Genomic DNA, 17,950 nt, shown 5'->3' on the forward strand with positions numbered 1-17,950 from the left:
GAGGAATTAAAATTAAAAAAGAAGGATGGGACACTTATTTGGGCGTCTGTCACTGCAACTGCAGTTTATGATGAAAATGGTGAGGTTAAATACTATGATGGAATGATTGAAGATATAACCGAACGCAAGGAGGCAGAAGAATCATTGCGTAGCAGTCAGAAAAAATATCAATCGCTATTTGAATTTCAGAAGGGAATACTGAAGCATTCTCCAACGGGCATTCTGAAATTGGATGAAAGGTTGCGTATTGTATATGAAAATCCAGAAATGAAAAGATTGATGGGAGTTCCACCTGGTGATGAATCAAATGCCATAGGAGCCGATATCAGAGAACTGCCATCGGTAAAAGAGGCGGGATTGGTAGAGATATTTAACAATGTCTTGCAGGGAAAGGAAATGTATGGAGAGAGTCCTTTTACATCTATTTATGGAAAAAAAACATATTTGTCATTTAGCGTTTCTCCGATTTTAGAAGGGGGTAAATTTGTGGGGGCAGTTGTGATAATCAATGACGTTACCGAACGTAAAAAAGTAGAAGAATCTTTAAAAGAAAGCGAGGAAAAATTTAGAACTCTGGTCAACAGCGCTCAGGATGCAATATACTCACATGACCTCGAAGGTAACTTTCTAATGTGGAATCCCCAAGGCAACAGACTATCTGGATACTCAGATAAAGAACTTTCCGGTATGAATATAGCAGACTTGCTAACGCCAGAATCACTGAAAATCGCCAGGGAAAAAACTGCTCTAAAAATCAAGACAAAAAAACCAACACCGCCATATGAACTCTCGCTTGTGTGCAAGAATGGAAGCATCATTCCAATCGAAATAAGCAGTGCCCCACTTATCTATGAAGAAAAAGTTGTGGCTGTACAGGGCATTGCAAGGGATATAACCGAGCGCAAAAAAGTAGAAGAAGCTCTGAAGAAAGCTTATGAAAAAGTAGAAGAAGCTCTGAAACAGGAGAAAGTGTTTAAATTAAAGACTGCCCATCACTTCTTCAATCCAATTGCCATTGCGAAAGGATATCTTGATTTAACTATGAATGAAGTTCCTGAAGAACAGAAGAAAAAATTACAAGCTGCACATCATGCCATAATGAGGGTTGAAAAAGTAGTTAAGAATGTTACTCAAGAAGGCGAGATACATGAATGAAATAGTATTGATAGTGGATGATGAGTCCATGATTCATGAATTGCTTGGGATAAATTTGCAGAAAATGAAAACACCGGTTGAAATTCATAATGCATTGACTGGAGAGGAAGCCATAGAAATCTACAAAACGCTATTGGATAAAGGTAAGAGACCGGACCTCGTTGTCATGGATTTGAATCTGTCTGGAAAGGATAACATAACTAACATAGAGACGCACATGAAAGGTGTTGGAAAAATGGACGGAGTGAGAACAACTGAGGAAATATTGAAAATAGACCCAAAAGCACGAATATGGGGTTATACCGCTTGGTTTGATACAGAATGGAGCAAAAATTTTGAAAAATATGCTGATAAAATTGTTGAAAGGACGATTCCTTTTCATAAATTTTCGGAAATGGTAGACAAATTTTTTCAATAAAAATAGCCAAAGATTTTTTAACCATATTTCATTACTCTATCTATGAAAACAACATTCAGTATTATAAAAGCAGATGTTGGGGGCTTTCCAGGTCATTCATCAGTTCACCCAAAACTTATCGGAGTTGCAGAGAAAAGCCTTTCAGAAGCGAAGGAAAGCGGATTGCTTATCGATTTTCATGTTACCCATTGTGGCGATGACCTCGAATTGTTGATGACGCATACTAAAGGGGAAAACGATGAAGAGGTGCATTCCCTTGCCTGGGAAACATTTAGGAAAGCAACCGATATGGCTAAAAATTTGGGTCTATACGGTGCGGGCCAGGATATGCTTAAAGACGCTTTTTCTGGCAACATACGGGGTATGGGCCCAGGCATAGCGGAAATGGAATTTACAGAAAGAAAATCTGAGCCGCTTATTGCCTTTTTAATGGATAAAACTGAGCCCGGTGCATTCAACTTGCCCATCTTCAAAATTTTTGCTGACCCATTCAATACTGCAGGGCTTGTTATCGACCCGTCCATCCATTCGGGTTTTCGCTTTGAAATATGGGACATATTTGAACACAAAAAAGTATTCATGAATCTACCAGAAGAAATGTATGACGCCCTTGCCCTCATAGGGGCAAAATCGCGGTTTGTGATAAAAAGAATCTATCCAAGAGAAGGAAAGCTGCCGGTGGATGAGCCTGTGGCTGTTGTTTCCACGGAAAAACTCTACCAGATTGCAGGGGAGTATGTTGGCAAGGATGACCCGGTTGCCGCTGTCCGCTCTCAGTCTGGATTGCCTGCCTTGGGTGAGGTGCTGGAAGGGTTTGCATTCCCGCATCTGGTTTCTGGATGGATGCGTGGCTCTCATAATGGGCCAATTATGCCGGTATCTGTAAATCAGGCGAGATGCACTCGATTTGACGGCCCTCCGAGAGTTGTCTCTCTAGGTTTCCAGATAAAGGAAGGAAAGATGGTTGGTCCTGCCGATCTGTTTGACGACCCTGCTTTTGATTACACCCGCAAGAAAGCAATGGAAGTGACAGATTATATGAGACGCCACGGTCCTTTTGAGCCTCACCGCTTACCGTTAGCGGACATGGAGTATACAACGCTGCCCAAAGTCATGGAAAAGTTGAAAGGAAGATTTGAGGATGCTGGATAGGCAAAAAATATTTACATGAAAAGCATTTTGTATTGATGAGACTTGTTTCTACAGAAGAGGTGGAGGAAACACTGAAGGCCTGGAAGAAAAAGAAGGGGGAGAAAAAACGAGAAGAAAAGGACTCTCGGCAGAAAGAATAGCAAAGCGTATGCTCTCCAGCAGAGGATACGCCATTGTCGCTCTAAATCATCGGATAGATTCAGGTGGGGAAAACATCGCGGAAATAGACATTCTTGCAGAGAAAGATGGGGACATGTATGCCATAGAAGTGAAATCCGGAAGAGCAAACCTTACTGCGGTTCGCCAAATATATGCAAACGCCAAACTAGGGGGTTACAAACCACTACTCATATGCAAAAAATCAGATGAGTCGACGCGTGAGGCAGCAAAGCAATTGGGTGTCAAAATCATGGAGTTTAGCGAGTACCATCTCTTGCTTGAGCCGGAGGAACTCGAAAGCATTGTCAAGGAATGTATGGAAGAAGTTATGGAAGAATATGGATTTTTGCCCTATGCCCTAAATTTGAGTAAAAAAGATATAAAAGTGCTTAAAGCAATTGCATCAGCAAAAGATTTCGCCCATGCTGCAGATATGCTTAAATTAGATGGCGATGCATTGGGTAAAAAACTTGCCTCCTTGTCAAGAAAAGGAGTTTTACCCTCTCGTTCCCTATCATTTAATGATTTGAAAAGATGCTCCTCTTCCATATTGTCGAGAAACGAATTGCTTGAAAGGCTTGAAAGAATCGAAAGTGAGATAAAGAAAATCCGGGATTTTATAAAAAATAGCTGAATAATTTTTTACCATTTCTTCTTTAATGGAGTCATTAAGTAGCAAAGATGCTGGATGCCTTTAATCATCTCTCTAAAAATTCTCTCAGTTTTGAAACGGCTTTACCCCTATGTGAATATTCACTTTTTTCTTTTTTCTTCATTTCTCCAAATGTTTTTTTGCATCCTTCTGGAATAAAAATAGGGTCGTAGCCGAAGCCTTCTTTTCCCCTTGTACATTCAGAAATATGGCCGTGGCATTTTCCCTCGAAAAATTTTACTTCTCCGTCATAAAATGCTATAACGGATTTGAAGCACGCCTTTCTATCTTTCACCCCATCCATTAATTTTAGTATGCCACTGTTTCCTATGCTCTTAAACACGTATGCTGAATAAACTCCGGGAAATCCGTTCAATGCTTGTGTAAATAAACCGGAATCTTCAATCATTACGTTGCCGTTCATTCTTTTCATTAAAAACTCAATTCCGAACTCTGCCACTTCTTCAAGGTTGTCCACCTGTATTTCTGGATATGCCATAAATTTTCTTATTATCTCATGTCCGGGAAGCATTTTCTTTACTTCTTCAAATTTTTTGTCGTTACTCGTTACGAAATAAATCTTCATTCCCTCACCACGTATCTCCCCCTTTCGGCTATCTCTTTCATCTTTTTTCTTATTTCCCCTGCCATATCAAACTTTTTTTCATACGCCTCAAAAACCCATTGAAACAGCTCTGTATTCCTATGGGCTGCCTTGAATGCTCCCATTAAAAGGTGAAGATCAACTCCCTGCTTTTCTGCCTCATTACTTATTTCTCCCAGCCCAAAATCGATGAAGTATATATTGCCATTGGCAAGAATGAGATTTGATGTTGTAATATCTCCATGTATTATGCCATTTTTATGGAGAGAGGCAATACTTTCACCAATCTTTTTGCATATGGCCTTCTGTCTTTCTTTATCCAGTCCATCTATGCAATCTTTTATCCTATCTCCATTGACATACTGCATTGTTATCTTCATTTCATTCAGGTCGACATCATATATTATGGGAACGGACGTGCCCGATTTCCTTGCTTCTTCCATTAGCAGAGCCTCTTTTTTCGTCCTTTGCCTTCTCATTTCCTCGTCTATTTCTTTTATTCTGTACTTCTTTTTTATTCTTTTTTTTGTAACCACATCCCTCCCCATCCATTCCGAAAGATAAATCTCAGCCTCTGCCCCCCTCCCTATTAATTTCTCCATGTGATATTTACCTCATCGGTGCGAAAATTCTGCTTTATGGCCGTGTCTTCCATCCTCATCTCAATACCGCTCTTGCTCATGAGTATCGCCGTCCATGCTATCATTGCCCCATTATCTACAAGCAATTCTGATGGAGGGCAGTAAAATTTTCCCCCTCTTTCTTCCGCCATTTCTTTAACCATCTCTTGCAGTCTTTTATTGGAAGCCACACCTCCTCCCAGCAAGATTTCTTCCTTTTCGGTATGCGCCATTGCCCTTTCTGCAACCTCGGTCAGCATCGAAAAGCACGTTTCCTGCATCGAAAAACATATATCTTCCGTGCTTTCCTTTCTTAAGAGGGCCATGGCGGCGGTAAGTATGCCAGAAAAAGAGACGTCCATCCCCTTAACCGAATAGGGCAGCGGAACATACTTCTTTCCCTTTCTCGCCATTTCTTCAATTTTTGGCCCAGCGGGAAATTTCATGCCCATTTTCCTTCCAAATTTATCCAGGCAATTCCCTATGCCTATGTCGAGAGTTTCTCCAAAAACCCTGTATCTACCGTTCAAAAATGCTATCACCTGCGTATTTCCCCCTGATACGTAAAGAAGCACCGGATCATTCGCCCCAGTTACCGCTCTCCCAATTTCAAGATGGGCGATGCAGTGATTGACTCCCAACAAAGGCTTTTTCAAATAAAGGGCGAGGGAGCGGGCGGCGGTGGCGACAGTGCGGAGGCAGGGCCCCAGTCCTGGTCCTATCGAAAATCCGATTATATCCACGTCTCCAAATCCAATGTTTGCATTCTCCAGACTTTTTTTAAGAACATTTATAAATACAGAGCCGTGGTGATTCGATGCTTCTCTTGGGTGTATCCCTCCTGAAGGGGGGCTGTACACGCTTGAAACATTGGACAGAATTTTAATGGGGTTATCCTGAACTATACCTATACCAACAGTATGTGCTGTGCCTTCTATGCCAAGGCAAATCATTCTACAATAATTTTACATACTTTTTATTAATTCCGCGATTTCCTCTCTTTTTTCCTGTTCGGGTGGCAGAGTTATGGATGCCTTCCATTTCTTCGAGCCATCATCCAGATAATACCCTCTGGAAATAGAAACAAATTCGTTTTCACCGCTCTCGCTTATTGCTTTTTTTTTCGCAACTTCTATAAAATTGTTGCGTCCAAATTTTATTTCTTCTTTTTTTATTGTCTCGTATTCTACCATGGTTATCCAAAAAGGAATAGACATTATAGAACTTAAACTTTTTTATTTGAAATTGAAAATTATTACATCAGCTTCGCTACTCGCCGTATTTCCTGCCATATCATAAGCTACAACTTTTACGCTGTATTGTCCAATAGCGGTCTCATTCCATTCCCAGGTATAAGGTGTGGCATTGTCTGTATGTCTCAAAGTGTCATCGATATAAAACTTCACTTTTTGTATTCCAGAAATTGTATCATATGCATTTGCATTTATTTCTATGCCGCCTATAATCAGGGTGAATCCGTTGATCGGGAGTATCTCTCTACCCATTATATATAGATAAGATTTCTTTGGAGAAGTTATTTTTATCTGCGGCGGCGTTTTATCTATTTTTATTTCACAACTTTTCAGCGGTTCGGCATTTCCTGCATTATCGCGTGAAAAATAGTTTATCCTGTTTATGCCTTCAGTTATATTAAAGGAGCCTGTATAAAGGGCAAATGCCCCGCCATTTATTCTATAGTGTGTGGAGGATATGCCGGACGTATTGTCGTGTCCTTCGAGAAAAACTACGGCATTTGTTCTGTACCATTGACTACCATTTATTTCCGGTTCGAATATGGTATATGGTGCCGTTTTATCAATTTTTAAAGAAAGGTATTTTGTATCTTCCTCGTTTCCATAATTATCAACGGAGTAATATTGTACTGAATGGTAGCCATCATTTTTCAAAACTATGCTTTCCTTGTATTCCTTCCAGCTCCTCATATCAATTCTATATTTTGTGTAGTTTACACCCGATAGGCTATCAGAACCATCAAAACTAAGCCAGACATTGCTAACATACCACCCGTAATTGCCATTTGGTTGTTGTGGAACCGCATTGCATATTGTTAAAGGAGGTTCCATATCAATGATTATTTCTTTTTGAGAACTGCCCGTTTTTCCATCGTTATCTTTGACCGTTAGATTTGCAATATATATGCCGTTTTCATTATAAAAATGGGTTACTTCTTTACCGTAACTCGTATTTTCGTCTCCAAAGTTCCATGTCCAGTTAACAATGGTGCCATCATAATCTATAGAAAAGGATCCATTGAATACAACCTCTATTCCATCAACATGATATTCAAATATTGCGGCAGGCGGTCCATACTGGTAAATGAACGGATGGTTATCCCGGTTAGTTCCCCCTTCAATATCATAAGGCGAGTCCCCGATTCCATCCCTATCTGCATCGCCCCCATTATAATCACTCCAGTAATTTCCCTCAGCCCCATCGTCCCATTCATTATCTCCGCTATCCCATGCATTGTGTGTATTGTTTAGAAAGTTGTTGTGGGAGATGTTACATCCCTCGCCTTCGGCATATATGCCATAAAAGTTATCTGTTATGGTACATCCATGCACCTCTACATGATATGCTGCTATTAGTATCCCAGCGGCGGTAACACCACTGCCCCTTATGAAAAATCCCGATATCAGGGTATAATTGGCGGTGATATGGATTACGTTTCCTGTCATACCACCATCAATGATGGCATCCTCACCAATTATGATAACGCCTTTGTTTGCAAAAATATTTTCGTTATACACTCCTGGACAAACCTGTATCAGATCTCCGTCACCTGCAGCATCGATAGCATTCTGAATACTGGTATAATTGCCCGGCCCGGAGCCACCCACATAAAATATTGAAGGGCTTGATGCTACCCCTATCGGCCCTACTGTTGCAAGAGGAATGGATATTATTATCGCAAGCAAAACAATACCATATTTCATCTCCCTTTAAATGCAGAGTTTGTATATATCTTTTTTGAGCATGCCAGACTAAAAAACAATAACTATTTATTGCTCTCTCCCATATGAGGTGCTTCATGATACAACCGTCAGAAAGATCAAAGGGTGTATCCTATGCAATAAGAGAGGTTGTTTTGCTAGCGAGAAAATTAGAGAAAAAGGGCATAAAAATCCTTAAATTAAATATCGGCGATCCGATTGCTTATGATTTTGACACACCCCAGCATATAAAAGATGCATTATACGAAGGGGCGAGAGATGGCTACAATGGTTATGCTCCTTCGGAAGGATATAAGGAACTGAGAGAAAAAATAGCAATGAGGGAAAAGAGAAGAAATGGCATGGATTACAATCCTGATGACATCTGCGTAACCACGGGTGTGACGGAAGCTCTGCAAATTTTTCTCTCGGCAACTCTCAATGCCGGCGACGAGATTCTTGTGCCTGGCCCTACATATCCTCCCTATAATTTGGTGACGAGATTTAATGGGGCAGAACCTGTTGCATACAGGACAATTGAAGATGAGAGCTGGCAGCCTGATGTGGACGATATAAGGAAAAAAATAACGGACAAAACGAAAGCGATTGTGATAATAAACCCAAACAATCCTACGGGTGCCGTATATTCCAAACATACGATAAAAGAGATGGTGGACATCGCCGTGGAAAATAATATTGCGGTTATTTCGGATGAGATATACGATGACATTGTTTTCGAAAAGCATCAGTATGCAACGGCCTCACTTGCAAAAGATGCGCCAATAATTACGTTCAATGGTTTTTCCAAAGTTTATCTTGTTCCCGGCTGGAGGATGGGATATGCCATTTTTAACAACCCAGACGGCAAACTCGATAAAATAGAAGAGGCATTCCTTAGAATAGCAAGAGCACGGCTGTGTGCAAATTCCGTCTGCCAGCGTGCCATGATCGCCGCTTTGGATGGCCCACAGGATCACATACCCAAGATGGTAAAAAAATTGAGAGGGAGAAGTACTTTTGCTTACAGCAGACTGAACGAAATAGACGGCATATCTACCGCAAAGCCCGATGGTGCCTTCTATATATTCCCGAAAATAGAGGCCATTGATGGATGGAAGGACGACAAGGAGTTTGTGCTCGATGTTTTGAATGAATCGCATGTATTGCTTGTCCACGGTTCCGGTTTTTCACCGGAATATGGAAAATATCATTTCAGAGCTGTGACTTTGCCACCCATGGAAATGCTGGAGGAAACCTTTAATAGGCTTGAGTCTTTTATGGAGAAGAGGATAAAATGAAATTGGAAAGACCCGTGATACTGGCTATAGTTATACTTGTTGCTATTGCTGCGGCGGCAGGCGGATACTATGGATACGAACTCTGGAAGGAAAAGCAGCCCCTCAAGGTGGAGAAAGGAGATTTTGTTGAAATTTACTATATTGGCTACTTTGAAAACGGCAGCATATTTGATTCCTCCTTCAGTGATGAAAATATTACCAAGGATACGCCTTTCAATGAAAGCATGGGCCTTGCTCCTTTAAGGGCGTACATAGGAGATGGTGTGCCTTCGAGCTATCCTGAAGGATGGGGTGCTGGAAATTATAATGTTATCGAGGGGTTGTGGGAAGGAATGCTTAAAATGAAGGAAGGCGATGAAAAGAAATTGTCCATACGCCCTGAAAAAGCATACGGTCTTCCAGTGCAGGAGGGCATAACTTTCTTTTCAGATTTCACTGGTGTACGGCTAAATTTCATGATAATAGATATAAATTCAACTAATGGCACCATAAGTTTGAAATGGATGCCAGAAATTGGAGAAAAATTTACCATGCCGATGTACTGGGCAGACGGATACATTGAGTACCCTTACTGGATATGGGAAAATGCCACAGAAGTTATATCTTTTAATAACACAACTGCAACGATAAAAACGACTCCAAACAAAATGGATGACCTGACTCTATTTCCATTCTGGGAAAATGCCACAGAAGCATCTTTCAATGATATCTCTGTATCCCTCACCACCAATCCGGAAATAGGCTCAAGTTTTACTTATTACGGGTATACATATAACGTTGAAGACGTAACAGAAGACAAAATAAACATTTCTATTGTCTATGGAAACGAGACGTACTATCAGGAAGTCGATAAAACCGTAGTATTCAACAGAACCTTAAATGTCACAAGAATATTTGGGGAAATACCGGAAGATTATCTGAAAAAAGATTTGAAAAACGAAGGTTACACTTCTGATGAGATGGCTGGTGAAACCCTGTACTACAAAATCAAAGTAAATCATATTTACAAGTTAGGCTAGGTAAGCTGATTTTTTATCTCCTTATCCAGCATTTCGAGAAATTCATCTTCCTTTCCCCTCGGGATGACGGCACCAGCGGCTATTTCATGCCCCCCTCCGGTCCCTCCCAGTCTGTCTGCTACTTTATGCATCGCCTTTGATAAGTCAATTCCCTTGTTTACCAGAGGCACGGTTGTTCTTGCGGATGCCTTCACATCCCCATTTTCTTTATCAGCAAATCCTATGATCGGGCTGCTATTTCTTGCCTGATTGGAATGAAGAACTATGCCGGCTATGATGCCCACGACCGTATCTCTTATATTTCTGCCCGCATTGAAATACTGCAGTATTCCATATTCCTGGATGCCTTCTTTTTTTACGAATTGAATGCCATTTGCAATATTCTTACGGTGGTTTCTTTGAAGGGCTATTGCCTTTTTGAGGTATTCACTCCTGTCACCCATGCATATTTTGAGTCCGACTTCAGCATGTCCATATCTGGCCGTCGAATTCAGAAGAGTTGAATATTCCTTTGCATCTCTCAGCTCTGTTCCAATCTCTTCTTTTTCCAGCTCATATACCTCCCCGACAAGACGCAAAGAAAATGCATTTCCAAAACCTTTCTTTATCAAAAGTTCAACCAGTGCAGAAATGATTTTTTTTCTCTCAGTTTGATTCAGGTCGATCCATTTCCTCCATTTCTTTTCATCTTTCAGGTCTATGCCCAACTTCCTCAGGAATGATATGCACGCACCTTTCCTCCCAGTGAGGCCAGGAAGAATCGGGTCATCTGCATACTGCAAAATTTTGTAAACGGGTCTTGTCTGCCTGCCGAATGCCCTTATATCGTTTTTTACGTCCAATATGCCCATATCTTTTCCAAGATTTGCTATTTCCCTATTCCATCCCTCAAGCCTGCACGAGACAAAATCCTGGAGGTCACCCGAGGCACCCACTATTGCAAGATCGGCCATATCCGCATTTTTTTTATTTATCGCCATGGCTACTATATAGGCAAGACCTGCTCCCGATATTTCTTTTCCCCCATCGATTCCATAAACATGTGGATTGAAGTGCCTCCACTGCATTACCTTTTTCCCGCCTTCGATATCGGGCATATGGTGGTCCGTGATGATATACTCCAATCCATCAAGTTTTGAAATGACGCCGCTTCCAAGGTCTGTAAACCACGTTAAATTTCCGATATCTTTAATTTTTTCGATAGTGTTATTATCAAGTTGTTTGATAAATTGGATGCTATTCTCTATTCCCTCGCGATCAAGACATTTTTTTGCTATGGCCCCCGCGGATATTCCATCGGCATCTATGTGGGTAACGATATGAATTTCTTTATTCCTTTTCAGTTCCTCAGCTAATTTTTCTGCTTGTCCCGTTACGCTGTCCAGCATCCCATCCCAAAGAGTTATCCGACATTGATATATGAAATCTTTGGTTTTGACGGTCTCGCCACAGGCAGGTGTTTGCTGCAATAGTGTATTCGATTCTGGTAATAAAATACCGGAAGAAGTAAGGCGTCAATATCCTTCTATCAATTTTTTTGCCCATCTAAGCTTTCTTCTTTTTATTTCAGTATCTTTGCCTTCTTTTTGCCTCGGCTTTTCAAAATCGAAGCCAAGCAGAACTATTTCTTTGGCACCGAAGTGTTTTGCCATGAAGAATGCCCTATCGCCGTCAGTAAATCCGCCAAAATTATGGACATTATCAAACGGCCTGGATTGAGTCGTTAACACTATTTTGCCTCTAAAACGAGGTACGTATTTTTTTATCGCTTCCACATTGTCCCCGTGTGCATGGATAACTGCAACGCTATCCCTCCCATTGGCTATAATCTGATCATCCACATTTCCGTCCAAGTCGGTAACAATTATGTCTGGAAGGATTTCATCCATCAAAATGGAAGTAGCTTCATCGGCGGCTATGACTGTACCATCAATTTTTTTGATATTGCCTTCAAGATTCTCGGCGGCACCGCATATCGTAACTTTTTTTTCATGTATTTTATTCCTCAAAATTTGTGCATCAACACATTTTTTCTTTGCCATCGAATAAAGCAAATTTGCAGAGTGTTCATCCTCCTTCCTGTTGTAGCCGAAATCAATGAGAATGGATTCATAAATCGGCTCCCATTCCCGGAAATCCATCCTATTCCCATTCCACCGTGCCCGGCGGCTTGTTTGTAATGTCGTAAATTACCCTATTCACTTCTTTTAATTCGTTTGTTATCCTCGTGGATATTTTATCAAGCACATCATAAGGAATTTTGCTGAAATTCGCTGTCATCGCATCAACTGACTCAACGGAACGGATGGCGATAGTATAGCCATAAGCCCTTTTGTCGCCGTGTACCCCAACAGTCTTTACGGGAAGAAGGACGGCAAAATACTGCCACGGTTCACTCATTTTTTTCTGTTCCACCGCATTTTCTATCTCTTCTTCAACGATGTGGCATGCTTCTCTTATTACCTTTGCTTTCTCGGCGGTGGCTTCGCCTATGATGCGGACGGCCAGTCCCGGTCCGGGAAAGGGCTGTTTTTCTGCAACCTCAAGATTCAAAGCTCTTGCAACGTTTCTTACCTCATCCTTATATAGGTCTCTGAGAGGCTCCACTATCTTTAACTTTATATCTGATGGCAACCCGCCGACGTTGTGGTGTGATTTTATCGTATCACGCAATCCTCCTCCGCTCTCAATCCAGTCGGGAGCAATTGTTCCCTGGATCAGATATTCCGCGTTTTCTTTCAAAGCCTCTCTTTCGAACACCCTGATAAACTTTCCTCCGATTATCTTCCTCTTCTTCTCAGGGTCAGTTATTCCCGACAAAGCTTTGTAAAATTCCTCGCTTGCATCCACATAATGCAGAGTTATGCCCATATGCTCTACAATTTTTTTTACCTCTTCTCCTTCCCCCTTCCTCATATAACCCGTATCCACGTATATGGCAATCAGATTTTTGCCGAGAGCCATGCTTCCAAGTTTGGCGGCAACCGTGGAATCGACACCACCGGAAGTTGCTATCACTGCCTTTCCATCCACTTTCTCTTTAATTTCTTTCACCGCACTTTTTATAAAACCCATGGCATCAAACATACTTTCCCCTCATTTTTTCTCTATATTCCTCAAGATTTTTTCTCACCCTGTCGTCGGTCAAGGCCAAAATCTCGGCGGCAAGCAGGGCAGCATTATCCCCTCTGTCCAGCCCCACAGCAGCAACAGGAATCCCTGGAGGCATCTGCACAATCGAAAGAATGGCATCCAGATTTACTTTTCCTGATACGGGAACGCCTATTACTGGCTTTGTGGTGTAGGATGCTATACTCCCGGGCAATGCCGCAGATAGCCCAGCAATGGCAATGAAAACATCTGTGTCATCACTTGCAATTTCCTTAACCTTTTCGGGTATTCTGTGGGCAGACGCTACAACTTTTTCATAATGTATGCCAAGTTTGTCGAGTGTTTCCTCTGCCTTTTTTGCAACTCTTTCATCACTTGTGCTGCCCATCACTATCTTGACTTTCATAATACTGAAATCCCTCATAGTTAATAAAATTTGCAGATGGAAAAATATTCTTTCTTTACTCCCACATCTTTTTGTTTTTCATCATTTCTTTTGCCTAATCCACGGGCTATAGGGGAAATATATCTCACAAAACAGAGGCAAAACTTTATCATCCAAGAGAATCAGGATGAATTTTTCTTTTCCATTTCGGCAATTTTACTCCTGATTGCATCCTTGCAAAATTCGGCTATGCTGGTGTACCCCAGCCTTGGATTTCTCTCTATTATTTCCTTTATTGCATCATGCAGCCCCTTCGGCAGTGATACAGCGGTGTGCTTTGTCACGTTATCGCGATTATAGTAAAAGTGGTATATAAATTGTCCGCAGAGGACAATTTTGTGCTGGCAAAACAATTTTGTTAGCTATTATAAACCGCGGACAAATATACATTTCCTTTTGTCATGATGATTTCTTTTTACACATATTTTATATCACTTATGATGCAAAAAGCAAAAAAAAAACAATATCAGTAAATTATATATATCGGTTTTGCATTGCATTATTGGTGAAAAACATGAAAGGAAAAATAAATAAAATGGCCGGGGCAATCATTGTGGTAGGTATACTGATGGTGGCAGGTTTTGTCACTCCGGCTTTAGCAAAAGGCCCGAACAATGACGACAAAGAAGAGAACATTTTAAAGGAAGCGAGAAGTTTACTGCGAGGATGGGAAGATAAGTTGGCAACAGAAGGTGCTACAGCGGAGGAAATAAAAGCCATTATCCAGGAAATGGAAGTGTATAAGGGGAAGTTGAATGAAAAAATAGAAAAAATGAAACAAACAGAAAAAGTAGACCCACAAAAAATGTGCGGGATGATTGTTACAGCGGGAGATTTAGGTGCTGAAATAGATGATAAAAAATATTTTTTAGAGAGGTGTGAAAGAGTTAGAGAAAAATATGGTGAATTACCCTTGGTATCTTCAACTGGTGAAAAATCCTTGAGTACTGTTTATCCTAATGGAGGGTGGAAAAAGACAGAGGTACAATATAACATTGGCGGCGGAGATAATATATACGCAGCAGGTTATGATGTGAGCGATAAAAGAGGGTTCGCCTCAGCGTTTTCTAGCGGTAAAACTATTTATTCCATTAAAGGAGGGTACGGTAAATCTTCCCTTTACTATGAATGGCTTTGGGTAGGTCTCCCGATGCAATGGCAGGTAAAATTTTACGGCGACTATGATGGTTTATTTAATGGAGATGCTGTGAAGTGGTGGCTGGGCAGCGGTAGTGGAAACATCAAAATAACTTATTACGTTGAGGATGTCTGGAATGGGGTAGTAGCAAAAGAGAAAACTTTCTATCATGGAGGCCCTGTCGTTCTTCCTGTTGATCTACGGGTAAATGGCAATTACGTTGAATCGACAACTTTTTGGGCTGGCAACAATAGAATGGAGTTATGGCATGCAGGTGTTAAATTGAGAGCAGACAGTTATATTCTTGGGTTAGCAGATATGCTCACTAATTTTTACGCTCCTCCGACCCTCTGTTGGACACTGGACAAAATCGAAATTACATTTTAAGTCGGATACCCTCCCTTTTTCCTTCTTTTTGTAAATATTTAAATGCAGGTAAAAGTTGTTGAGATGATGAGAAAATTAATAACCGTATGCATGGTAGCAATACTTGCTTTTCCCTTGGTTAATGCATCTGCCCTTGAAAAACCTGACTGGAGGGAAGGGGATTACTGGGAATATGAAGTCATGGCTGGTGGGGGGAGAATTAGTGAGGAAAGAATCGTGGAGATTTTAGGTACAGAAAATATTACGGTCAATAACATCACCTACCATTGCATCGTTGCAAGGGACGAAACCAACACATCCAGAGAAACGGTCTACTACGATAGAGAAAGTTTGGGTATTGTTAAAGAAATAGATTATGATAAGGAAACCAATGAGACCGAGGAAAAAATTTACGATCCGCCGTTTTCTTTTGTCCAATATCCGATATCTGTTGGAAAGGAGTGGAACGTAACGATTGAAATTGAATCTGAGAAAAACTCCTCTGGAAAAGTACGGTTCGAGTGTATGGGAAAAAAGAAAATATCAGTTCCGGCAGGCATATTCAATTGCCATATGATAAAAACAAATCACTTCCCTAACGAGAGTATGAGTTCTTATTTCTATAATGTGATATATGTCTCGGGTAGAGCAGGAAACATTGTAATGGTAGAAAGCTACTTTATGGGAAACCTTACATACTCCTCGGAATTGACATCTTTTCATTATAGCCATTATTCGCCTGGAGGGGAAGAGCGGCCTTACCCACTTATAATTGTTGCGTTGGCCGTTATCGCCATTTTTATTTCATTGGTTATTTTAAGTAAGTTTAGAGGTAGCAAATGAAAATAGTAAATAGGATGGCATGAGTCAGAAATTGAATTTCTTGTCTGACAGCTGAAGTTAATGGAAATGTAGAAGACTTGGAATAGGACTGCCCTGTGTAATAACTATAGGAGCACATTACGGAAATGTAAGGGGAGTCACTACTAATAAAAGGGATGTATATATTCTCACGATGATTTCTTTTTATCTATATTTTATATCACTTATGATGCAAAAATCAAAAAAAAAACAATATCAGTAAATTACTTATATCGGTTTTGCATTGCATTATTGGTGAAAAACATGAAAGGAAAATGGAAAATATTTAGTGTGATAGGAGCCATTTTTATATTGGCTTCTGTGGGAACATTGGTACCAACAGTTGCAGGCGAGCAAACAACATCGGTCAGCAAAGCGACATTATCCAACGAGTCAAAAGTAACTCCAGAGTTAACAATCGCAACTCTTTCGGAACAAGAAAAGCGGAATATCACGCAAGCAATGAGTAAGTACACAGAAAAAACAGCTGATGGAAGACTGAGAGTTACGATAGGCGATACCTCGAAGATATCTCTATCCGAAGAAGAATTTGAGTTGTACAAACAGGGAATAGAAGGGATGAATGAACTGGTTTCATCTGGTGCAATAGAGGTTGTTAAAACCCCTTCTGGGGAATATGTGGGAAAGCCGATAGGGATAGCAAAACCAGCAGAGATTCCAAAGACATATTCCGAATATGTTGCATCGGTAGGGAAACTGAACATACCACAGGAACAAAAGGAACAGTTACTTAGCATAACTGAAGAAGAATGGAATGGCTTGATTGAAAAACTAGAAGGAGGAGCCATCGGAGCTTTAGGCGGAAAAAATGGCGGTAAGATATCGTGGCACTGGTACGGGATTAAATACGAGATATGGTTGGATCATTATTGGACGGGGATACTTTGCGACTTTGGTGCGGCTGGCGTTGCTGTTGTAGCCCTTATCCTTAGCATTATTACCGGAGGTTGGACTTGGCCACTATTGCTTGGAATTGCCGCAATTATTATTGCTATGGGATTAGACTATATAGAAGACGAAGTCGATCAGGGAAACGGAGTGAAATTTACTTTCAAGGACTACTGGTGGAATGGAATTGGACCTATAGACTATGCAAATGTAGAACCCCAATAATGCTCAGTTGCTACACGGAGTTTTCTAGCAATTCAACCTTTTCCTTTTCTTCTTTTCTTTACCTTAATTTGAAAAATCGAAAAAAGAAAAGATTAAATATGGAAAATAATATATTTCACGTACTTCATGAAAAGATTTGGAAAGTGGGTGTTTATGCCAAAAAATTTCGAAAATAAATACATAATCATACTCCTTAGTATGATTATTTGGGCACTAATACTCTTATGGCTTTATTATAAAATAGTGGTAGGAGGTTATGATGGAGGACTGATACTGCGAGGTTTTACTTTTGGCATGGTCTTTTCTATACCGTTTTTTGCAATTCGAGGTATTGTAAAAAAATCGAGGAAACGAAAGTAGTGATGATCTAGAATGGCAAACAAAAGTATTATACTTGAATGGGCAAAAAGTATCCGTTGCCTTACTTATGTTAATTTTAGCGGGAGGTTGGTTTACTTATAAATCTTTCTCTTTAAAGATATTCCTACAAAATCGTAACGTGGTAGTTTTTACTGCTGAATCGTAAGTTTTTCTGATAGATAAAAATTCATAGTCACCTTGCCAGAAAAAATGAGACGTTACAAAATTTCAGGAATATCCTCTTTAAACACAGTAGATAACCAGCAAAATTTTTAGAAAAATTTGAATGCTTCCCACGGTTTAGGAAACCGTAGGGATGGGACAATGAAAGCAAAATTAGTCAATCGATTTACCAAATCGATTGTTGTAAAAAAACAGAAGAATGAGATAGGTCCAAAACCAATAACCGCCACATTAGTAACTGCAGCTCTGTCTCTTTCATTCGTCAACGAGGCATGTAAATCCACAGGCGAAGTGAGTAAAAGCCAGGTAATTTACAGAAAA

Annotated in this window: 20 protein-coding genes; 10 read left to right on the plus strand and 10 right to left on the minus strand. The window is 40.4% G+C overall.

Annotated features, from left to right (window positions below; translation table 11 throughout):
* The 4 genes from U9O96_08545 to U9O96_08560 all read left to right on the plus strand — a co-directional run.
* Positions 1–1,155: PAS domain S-box protein (locus U9O96_08545; GenBank protein MEA2055131.1), on the plus strand; the 1,155-nt coding region annotated here is incomplete at its 5' end.
* Entirely contained in the window at positions 1,148–1,573 is a 426-nt protein-coding gene (locus U9O96_08550; GenBank protein ID MEA2055132.1) for a response regulator, read from the plus strand. The genes U9O96_08545 and U9O96_08550, both read left to right, overlap by 8 nt.
* Positions 1,574–1,615: 42 nt before the next feature.
* Positions 1,616–2,725: a fructose-1,6-bisphosphate aldolase/phosphatase gene (gene fbp, locus U9O96_08555; GenBank protein ID MEA2055133.1), complete on the plus strand. Its 1,110-nt coding sequence runs from the start codon at positions 1,616–1,618 to the stop codon at positions 2,723–2,725.
* A gap of 148 nt (positions 2,726–2,873) precedes the next feature.
* Positions 2,874–3,518 (plus strand): hypothetical protein, encoded by a 645-nt coding sequence (locus tag U9O96_08560; GenBank protein MEA2055134.1) that lies wholly within the window; start codon positions 2,874–2,876, stop codon positions 3,516–3,518.
* 64 nt (positions 3,519–3,582) lie between these two features.
* Here U9O96_08560 and U9O96_08565 read toward each other — a convergent pair whose 3' ends face one another.
* Genes U9O96_08565 through U9O96_08585 form a run of 5 tightly spaced genes read right to left on the minus strand, consistent with a single transcriptional unit; the run spans position 3,583 to position 7,717 of the window.
* A complete protein-coding gene (locus U9O96_08565) occupies positions 3,583–4,122 on the minus strand; it encodes an XTP/dITP diphosphatase (protein MEA2055135.1) in 540 nt (179 codons plus the stop codon).
* Entirely contained in the window at positions 4,119–4,742 is a 624-nt protein-coding gene (locus U9O96_08570; protein ID MEA2055136.1) for a KEOPS complex kinase/ATPase Bud32, read from the minus strand. The genes U9O96_08565 and U9O96_08570 overlap by 4 nt, the downstream gene beginning before the upstream one ends.
* Positions 4,730–5,713, minus strand: a complete 984-nt coding sequence (locus U9O96_08575) for a bifunctional N(6)-L-threonylcarbamoyladenine synthase/serine/threonine protein kinase (GenBank protein MEA2055137.1) — start codon at positions 5,711–5,713, stop codon at positions 4,730–4,732. Before U9O96_08575 ends, U9O96_08570 begins: the two co-directional genes overlap by 13 nt.
* Before the next feature lie 12 nt (positions 5,714–5,725).
* The gene (locus U9O96_08580) at positions 5,726–5,953 is read right to left on the minus strand and encodes a hypothetical protein (GenBank protein ID MEA2055138.1); all 228 of its coding nucleotides are present in this window, start codon (positions 5,951–5,953) and stop codon (positions 5,726–5,728) included.
* A gap of 42 nt (positions 5,954–5,995) precedes the next feature.
* The gene (locus U9O96_08585) at positions 5,996–7,717 is read right to left on the minus strand and encodes a PKD domain-containing protein (protein MEA2055139.1); all 1,722 of its coding nucleotides are present in this window, start codon (positions 7,715–7,717) and stop codon (positions 5,996–5,998) included.
* Positions 7,718–7,812: 95 nt separating this feature from the next.
* Between U9O96_08585 and U9O96_08590 the strand changes: the two genes are divergently transcribed.
* Entirely contained in the window at positions 7,813–9,012 is a 1,200-nt protein-coding gene (locus U9O96_08590) for an aminotransferase class I/II-fold pyridoxal phosphate-dependent enzyme (GenBank protein ID MEA2055140.1), read from the plus strand.
* On the plus strand, positions 9,009–10,031 hold the full coding sequence (locus U9O96_08595; GenBank protein ID MEA2055141.1) for an FKBP-type peptidyl-prolyl cis-trans isomerase: 1,023 nt from the start codon (positions 9,009–9,011) through the stop codon (positions 10,029–10,031). Before U9O96_08590 ends, U9O96_08595 begins: the two co-directional genes overlap by 4 nt.
* Here U9O96_08595 and U9O96_08600 read toward each other — a convergent pair.
* The 5 genes from U9O96_08600 to U9O96_08620 form a co-directional block, all read right to left on the minus strand.
* Positions 10,028–11,419, minus strand: coding sequence for a DHH family phosphoesterase (locus U9O96_08600; protein ID MEA2055142.1), 1,392 nt, complete (start codon positions 11,417–11,419; stop codon positions 10,028–10,030). The genes U9O96_08595 and U9O96_08600 overlap by 4 nt on opposite strands.
* Positions 11,420–11,545: 126 nt before the next feature.
* Entirely contained in the window at positions 11,546–12,172 is a 627-nt protein-coding gene (locus tag U9O96_08605; protein ID MEA2055143.1) for a 6-hydroxymethylpterin diphosphokinase MptE-like protein, read from the minus strand.
* 1 nt (position 12,173) lies between these two features.
* Entirely contained in the window at positions 12,174–13,118 is a 945-nt protein-coding gene (gene guaA / locus U9O96_08610; protein ID MEA2055144.1) for a glutamine-hydrolyzing GMP synthase, read from the minus strand.
* Entirely contained in the window at positions 13,111–13,548 is a 438-nt protein-coding gene (gene purE / locus U9O96_08615) for a 5-(carboxyamino)imidazole ribonucleotide mutase (GenBank protein ID MEA2055145.1), read from the minus strand. The genes guaA and purE overlap by 8 nt, the downstream gene beginning before the upstream one ends.
* 161 nt (positions 13,549–13,709) lie before the next feature.
* Positions 13,710–13,871, minus strand: a complete 162-nt coding sequence (locus U9O96_08620; GenBank protein ID MEA2055146.1) for a ribbon-helix-helix domain-containing protein — start codon at positions 13,869–13,871, stop codon at positions 13,710–13,712.
* A 230-nt stretch (positions 13,872–14,101) separates the two neighbouring features.
* On the opposite strand from U9O96_08620, the gene U9O96_08625 reads away from it, so the two are divergent.
* The 4 genes from U9O96_08625 to U9O96_08640 form a co-directional block, all read left to right on the plus strand.
* Positions 14,102–15,112: a hypothetical protein gene (locus U9O96_08625; GenBank protein ID MEA2055147.1), complete on the plus strand. Its 1,011-nt coding sequence runs from the start codon at positions 14,102–14,104 to the stop codon at positions 15,110–15,112.
* 63 nt (positions 15,113–15,175) lie between these two features.
* Positions 15,176–15,934, plus strand: coding sequence for a hypothetical protein (locus U9O96_08630; protein ID MEA2055148.1), 759 nt, complete (start codon positions 15,176–15,178; stop codon positions 15,932–15,934).
* Between the two features lie 282 nt (positions 15,935–16,216).
* Complete coding sequence (locus U9O96_08635) at positions 16,217–17,086, plus strand: hypothetical protein (protein MEA2055149.1); 870 nt, start codon at positions 16,217–16,219, stop codon at positions 17,084–17,086.
* Positions 17,087–17,770: 684 nt separating this feature from the next.
* The coding region (locus U9O96_08640; protein ID MEA2055150.1) for a hypothetical protein at positions 17,771–17,950 on the plus strand (180 nt) is incomplete at its 3' end.

It is taken from the genome of Candidatus Thermoplasmatota archaeon (assembly GCA_034660695.1).
Lineage (GTDB): Archaea > Thermoplasmatota > E2 > UBA202 > DSCA01 > JAYEJS01.

Excerpts from the sequence above, each read along its gene's own strand:
- U9O96_08585 (MEA2055139.1), bottom strand. The coding sequence starts at position 7,717 with ATGAAATATGGTATTGTTTTGCTTGCGATAATAATATCCATTCCTCTT.
- U9O96_08580 (MEA2055138.1), bottom strand. The coding sequence starts at position 5,953 with ATGGTAGAATACGAGACAATAAAAAAAGAAGAAATAAAATTTGGACGC.
- U9O96_08565 (MEA2055135.1), bottom strand. The coding sequence starts at position 4,122 with ATGAAGATTTATTTCGTAACGAGTAACGACAAAAAATTTGAAGAAGTA.
- fbp (MEA2055133.1), top strand. The coding sequence starts at position 1,616 with ATGAAAACAACATTCAGTATTATAAAAGCAGATGTTGGGGGCTTTCCA.
- U9O96_08575 (MEA2055137.1), bottom strand. The coding sequence starts at position 5,713 with ATGATTTGCCTTGGCATAGAAGGCACAGCACATACTGTTGGTATAGGT.
- U9O96_08560 (MEA2055134.1), top strand. The coding sequence starts at position 2,874 with ATGCTCTCCAGCAGAGGATACGCCATTGTCGCTCTAAATCATCGGATA.
- U9O96_08590 (MEA2055140.1), top strand. The coding sequence starts at position 7,813 with ATGATACAACCGTCAGAAAGATCAAAGGGTGTATCCTATGCAATAAGA.
- U9O96_08635 (MEA2055149.1), top strand. The coding sequence starts at position 16,217 with ATGAAAGGAAAATGGAAAATATTTAGTGTGATAGGAGCCATTTTTATA.
- guaA (MEA2055144.1), bottom strand. The coding sequence starts at position 13,118 with ATGTTTGATGCCATGGGTTTTATAAAAAGTGCGGTGAAAGAAATTAAA.
- U9O96_08625 (MEA2055147.1), top strand. The coding sequence starts at position 14,102 with ATGAAAGGAAAAATAAATAAAATGGCCGGGGCAATCATTGTGGTAGGT.
- U9O96_08630 (MEA2055148.1), top strand. The coding sequence starts at position 15,176 with ATGATGAGAAAATTAATAACCGTATGCATGGTAGCAATACTTGCTTTT.
- purE (MEA2055145.1), bottom strand. The coding sequence starts at position 13,548 with ATGAAAGTCAAGATAGTGATGGGCAGCACAAGTGATGAAAGAGTTGCA.
- U9O96_08570 (MEA2055136.1), bottom strand. The coding sequence starts at position 4,742 with ATGGAGAAATTAATAGGGAGGGGGGCAGAGGCTGAGATTTATCTTTCG.
- U9O96_08605 (MEA2055143.1), bottom strand. The coding sequence starts at position 12,172 with ATGGATTTCCGGGAATGGGAGCCGATTTATGAATCCATTCTCATTGAT.
- U9O96_08600 (MEA2055142.1), bottom strand. The coding sequence starts at position 11,419 with ATGCTGGACAGCGTAACGGGACAAGCAGAAAAATTAGCTGAGGAACTG.
- U9O96_08550 (MEA2055132.1), top strand. The coding sequence starts at position 1,148 with ATGAATGAAATAGTATTGATAGTGGATGATGAGTCCATGATTCATGAA.
- U9O96_08595 (MEA2055141.1), top strand. The coding sequence starts at position 9,009 with ATGAAATTGGAAAGACCCGTGATACTGGCTATAGTTATACTTGTTGCT.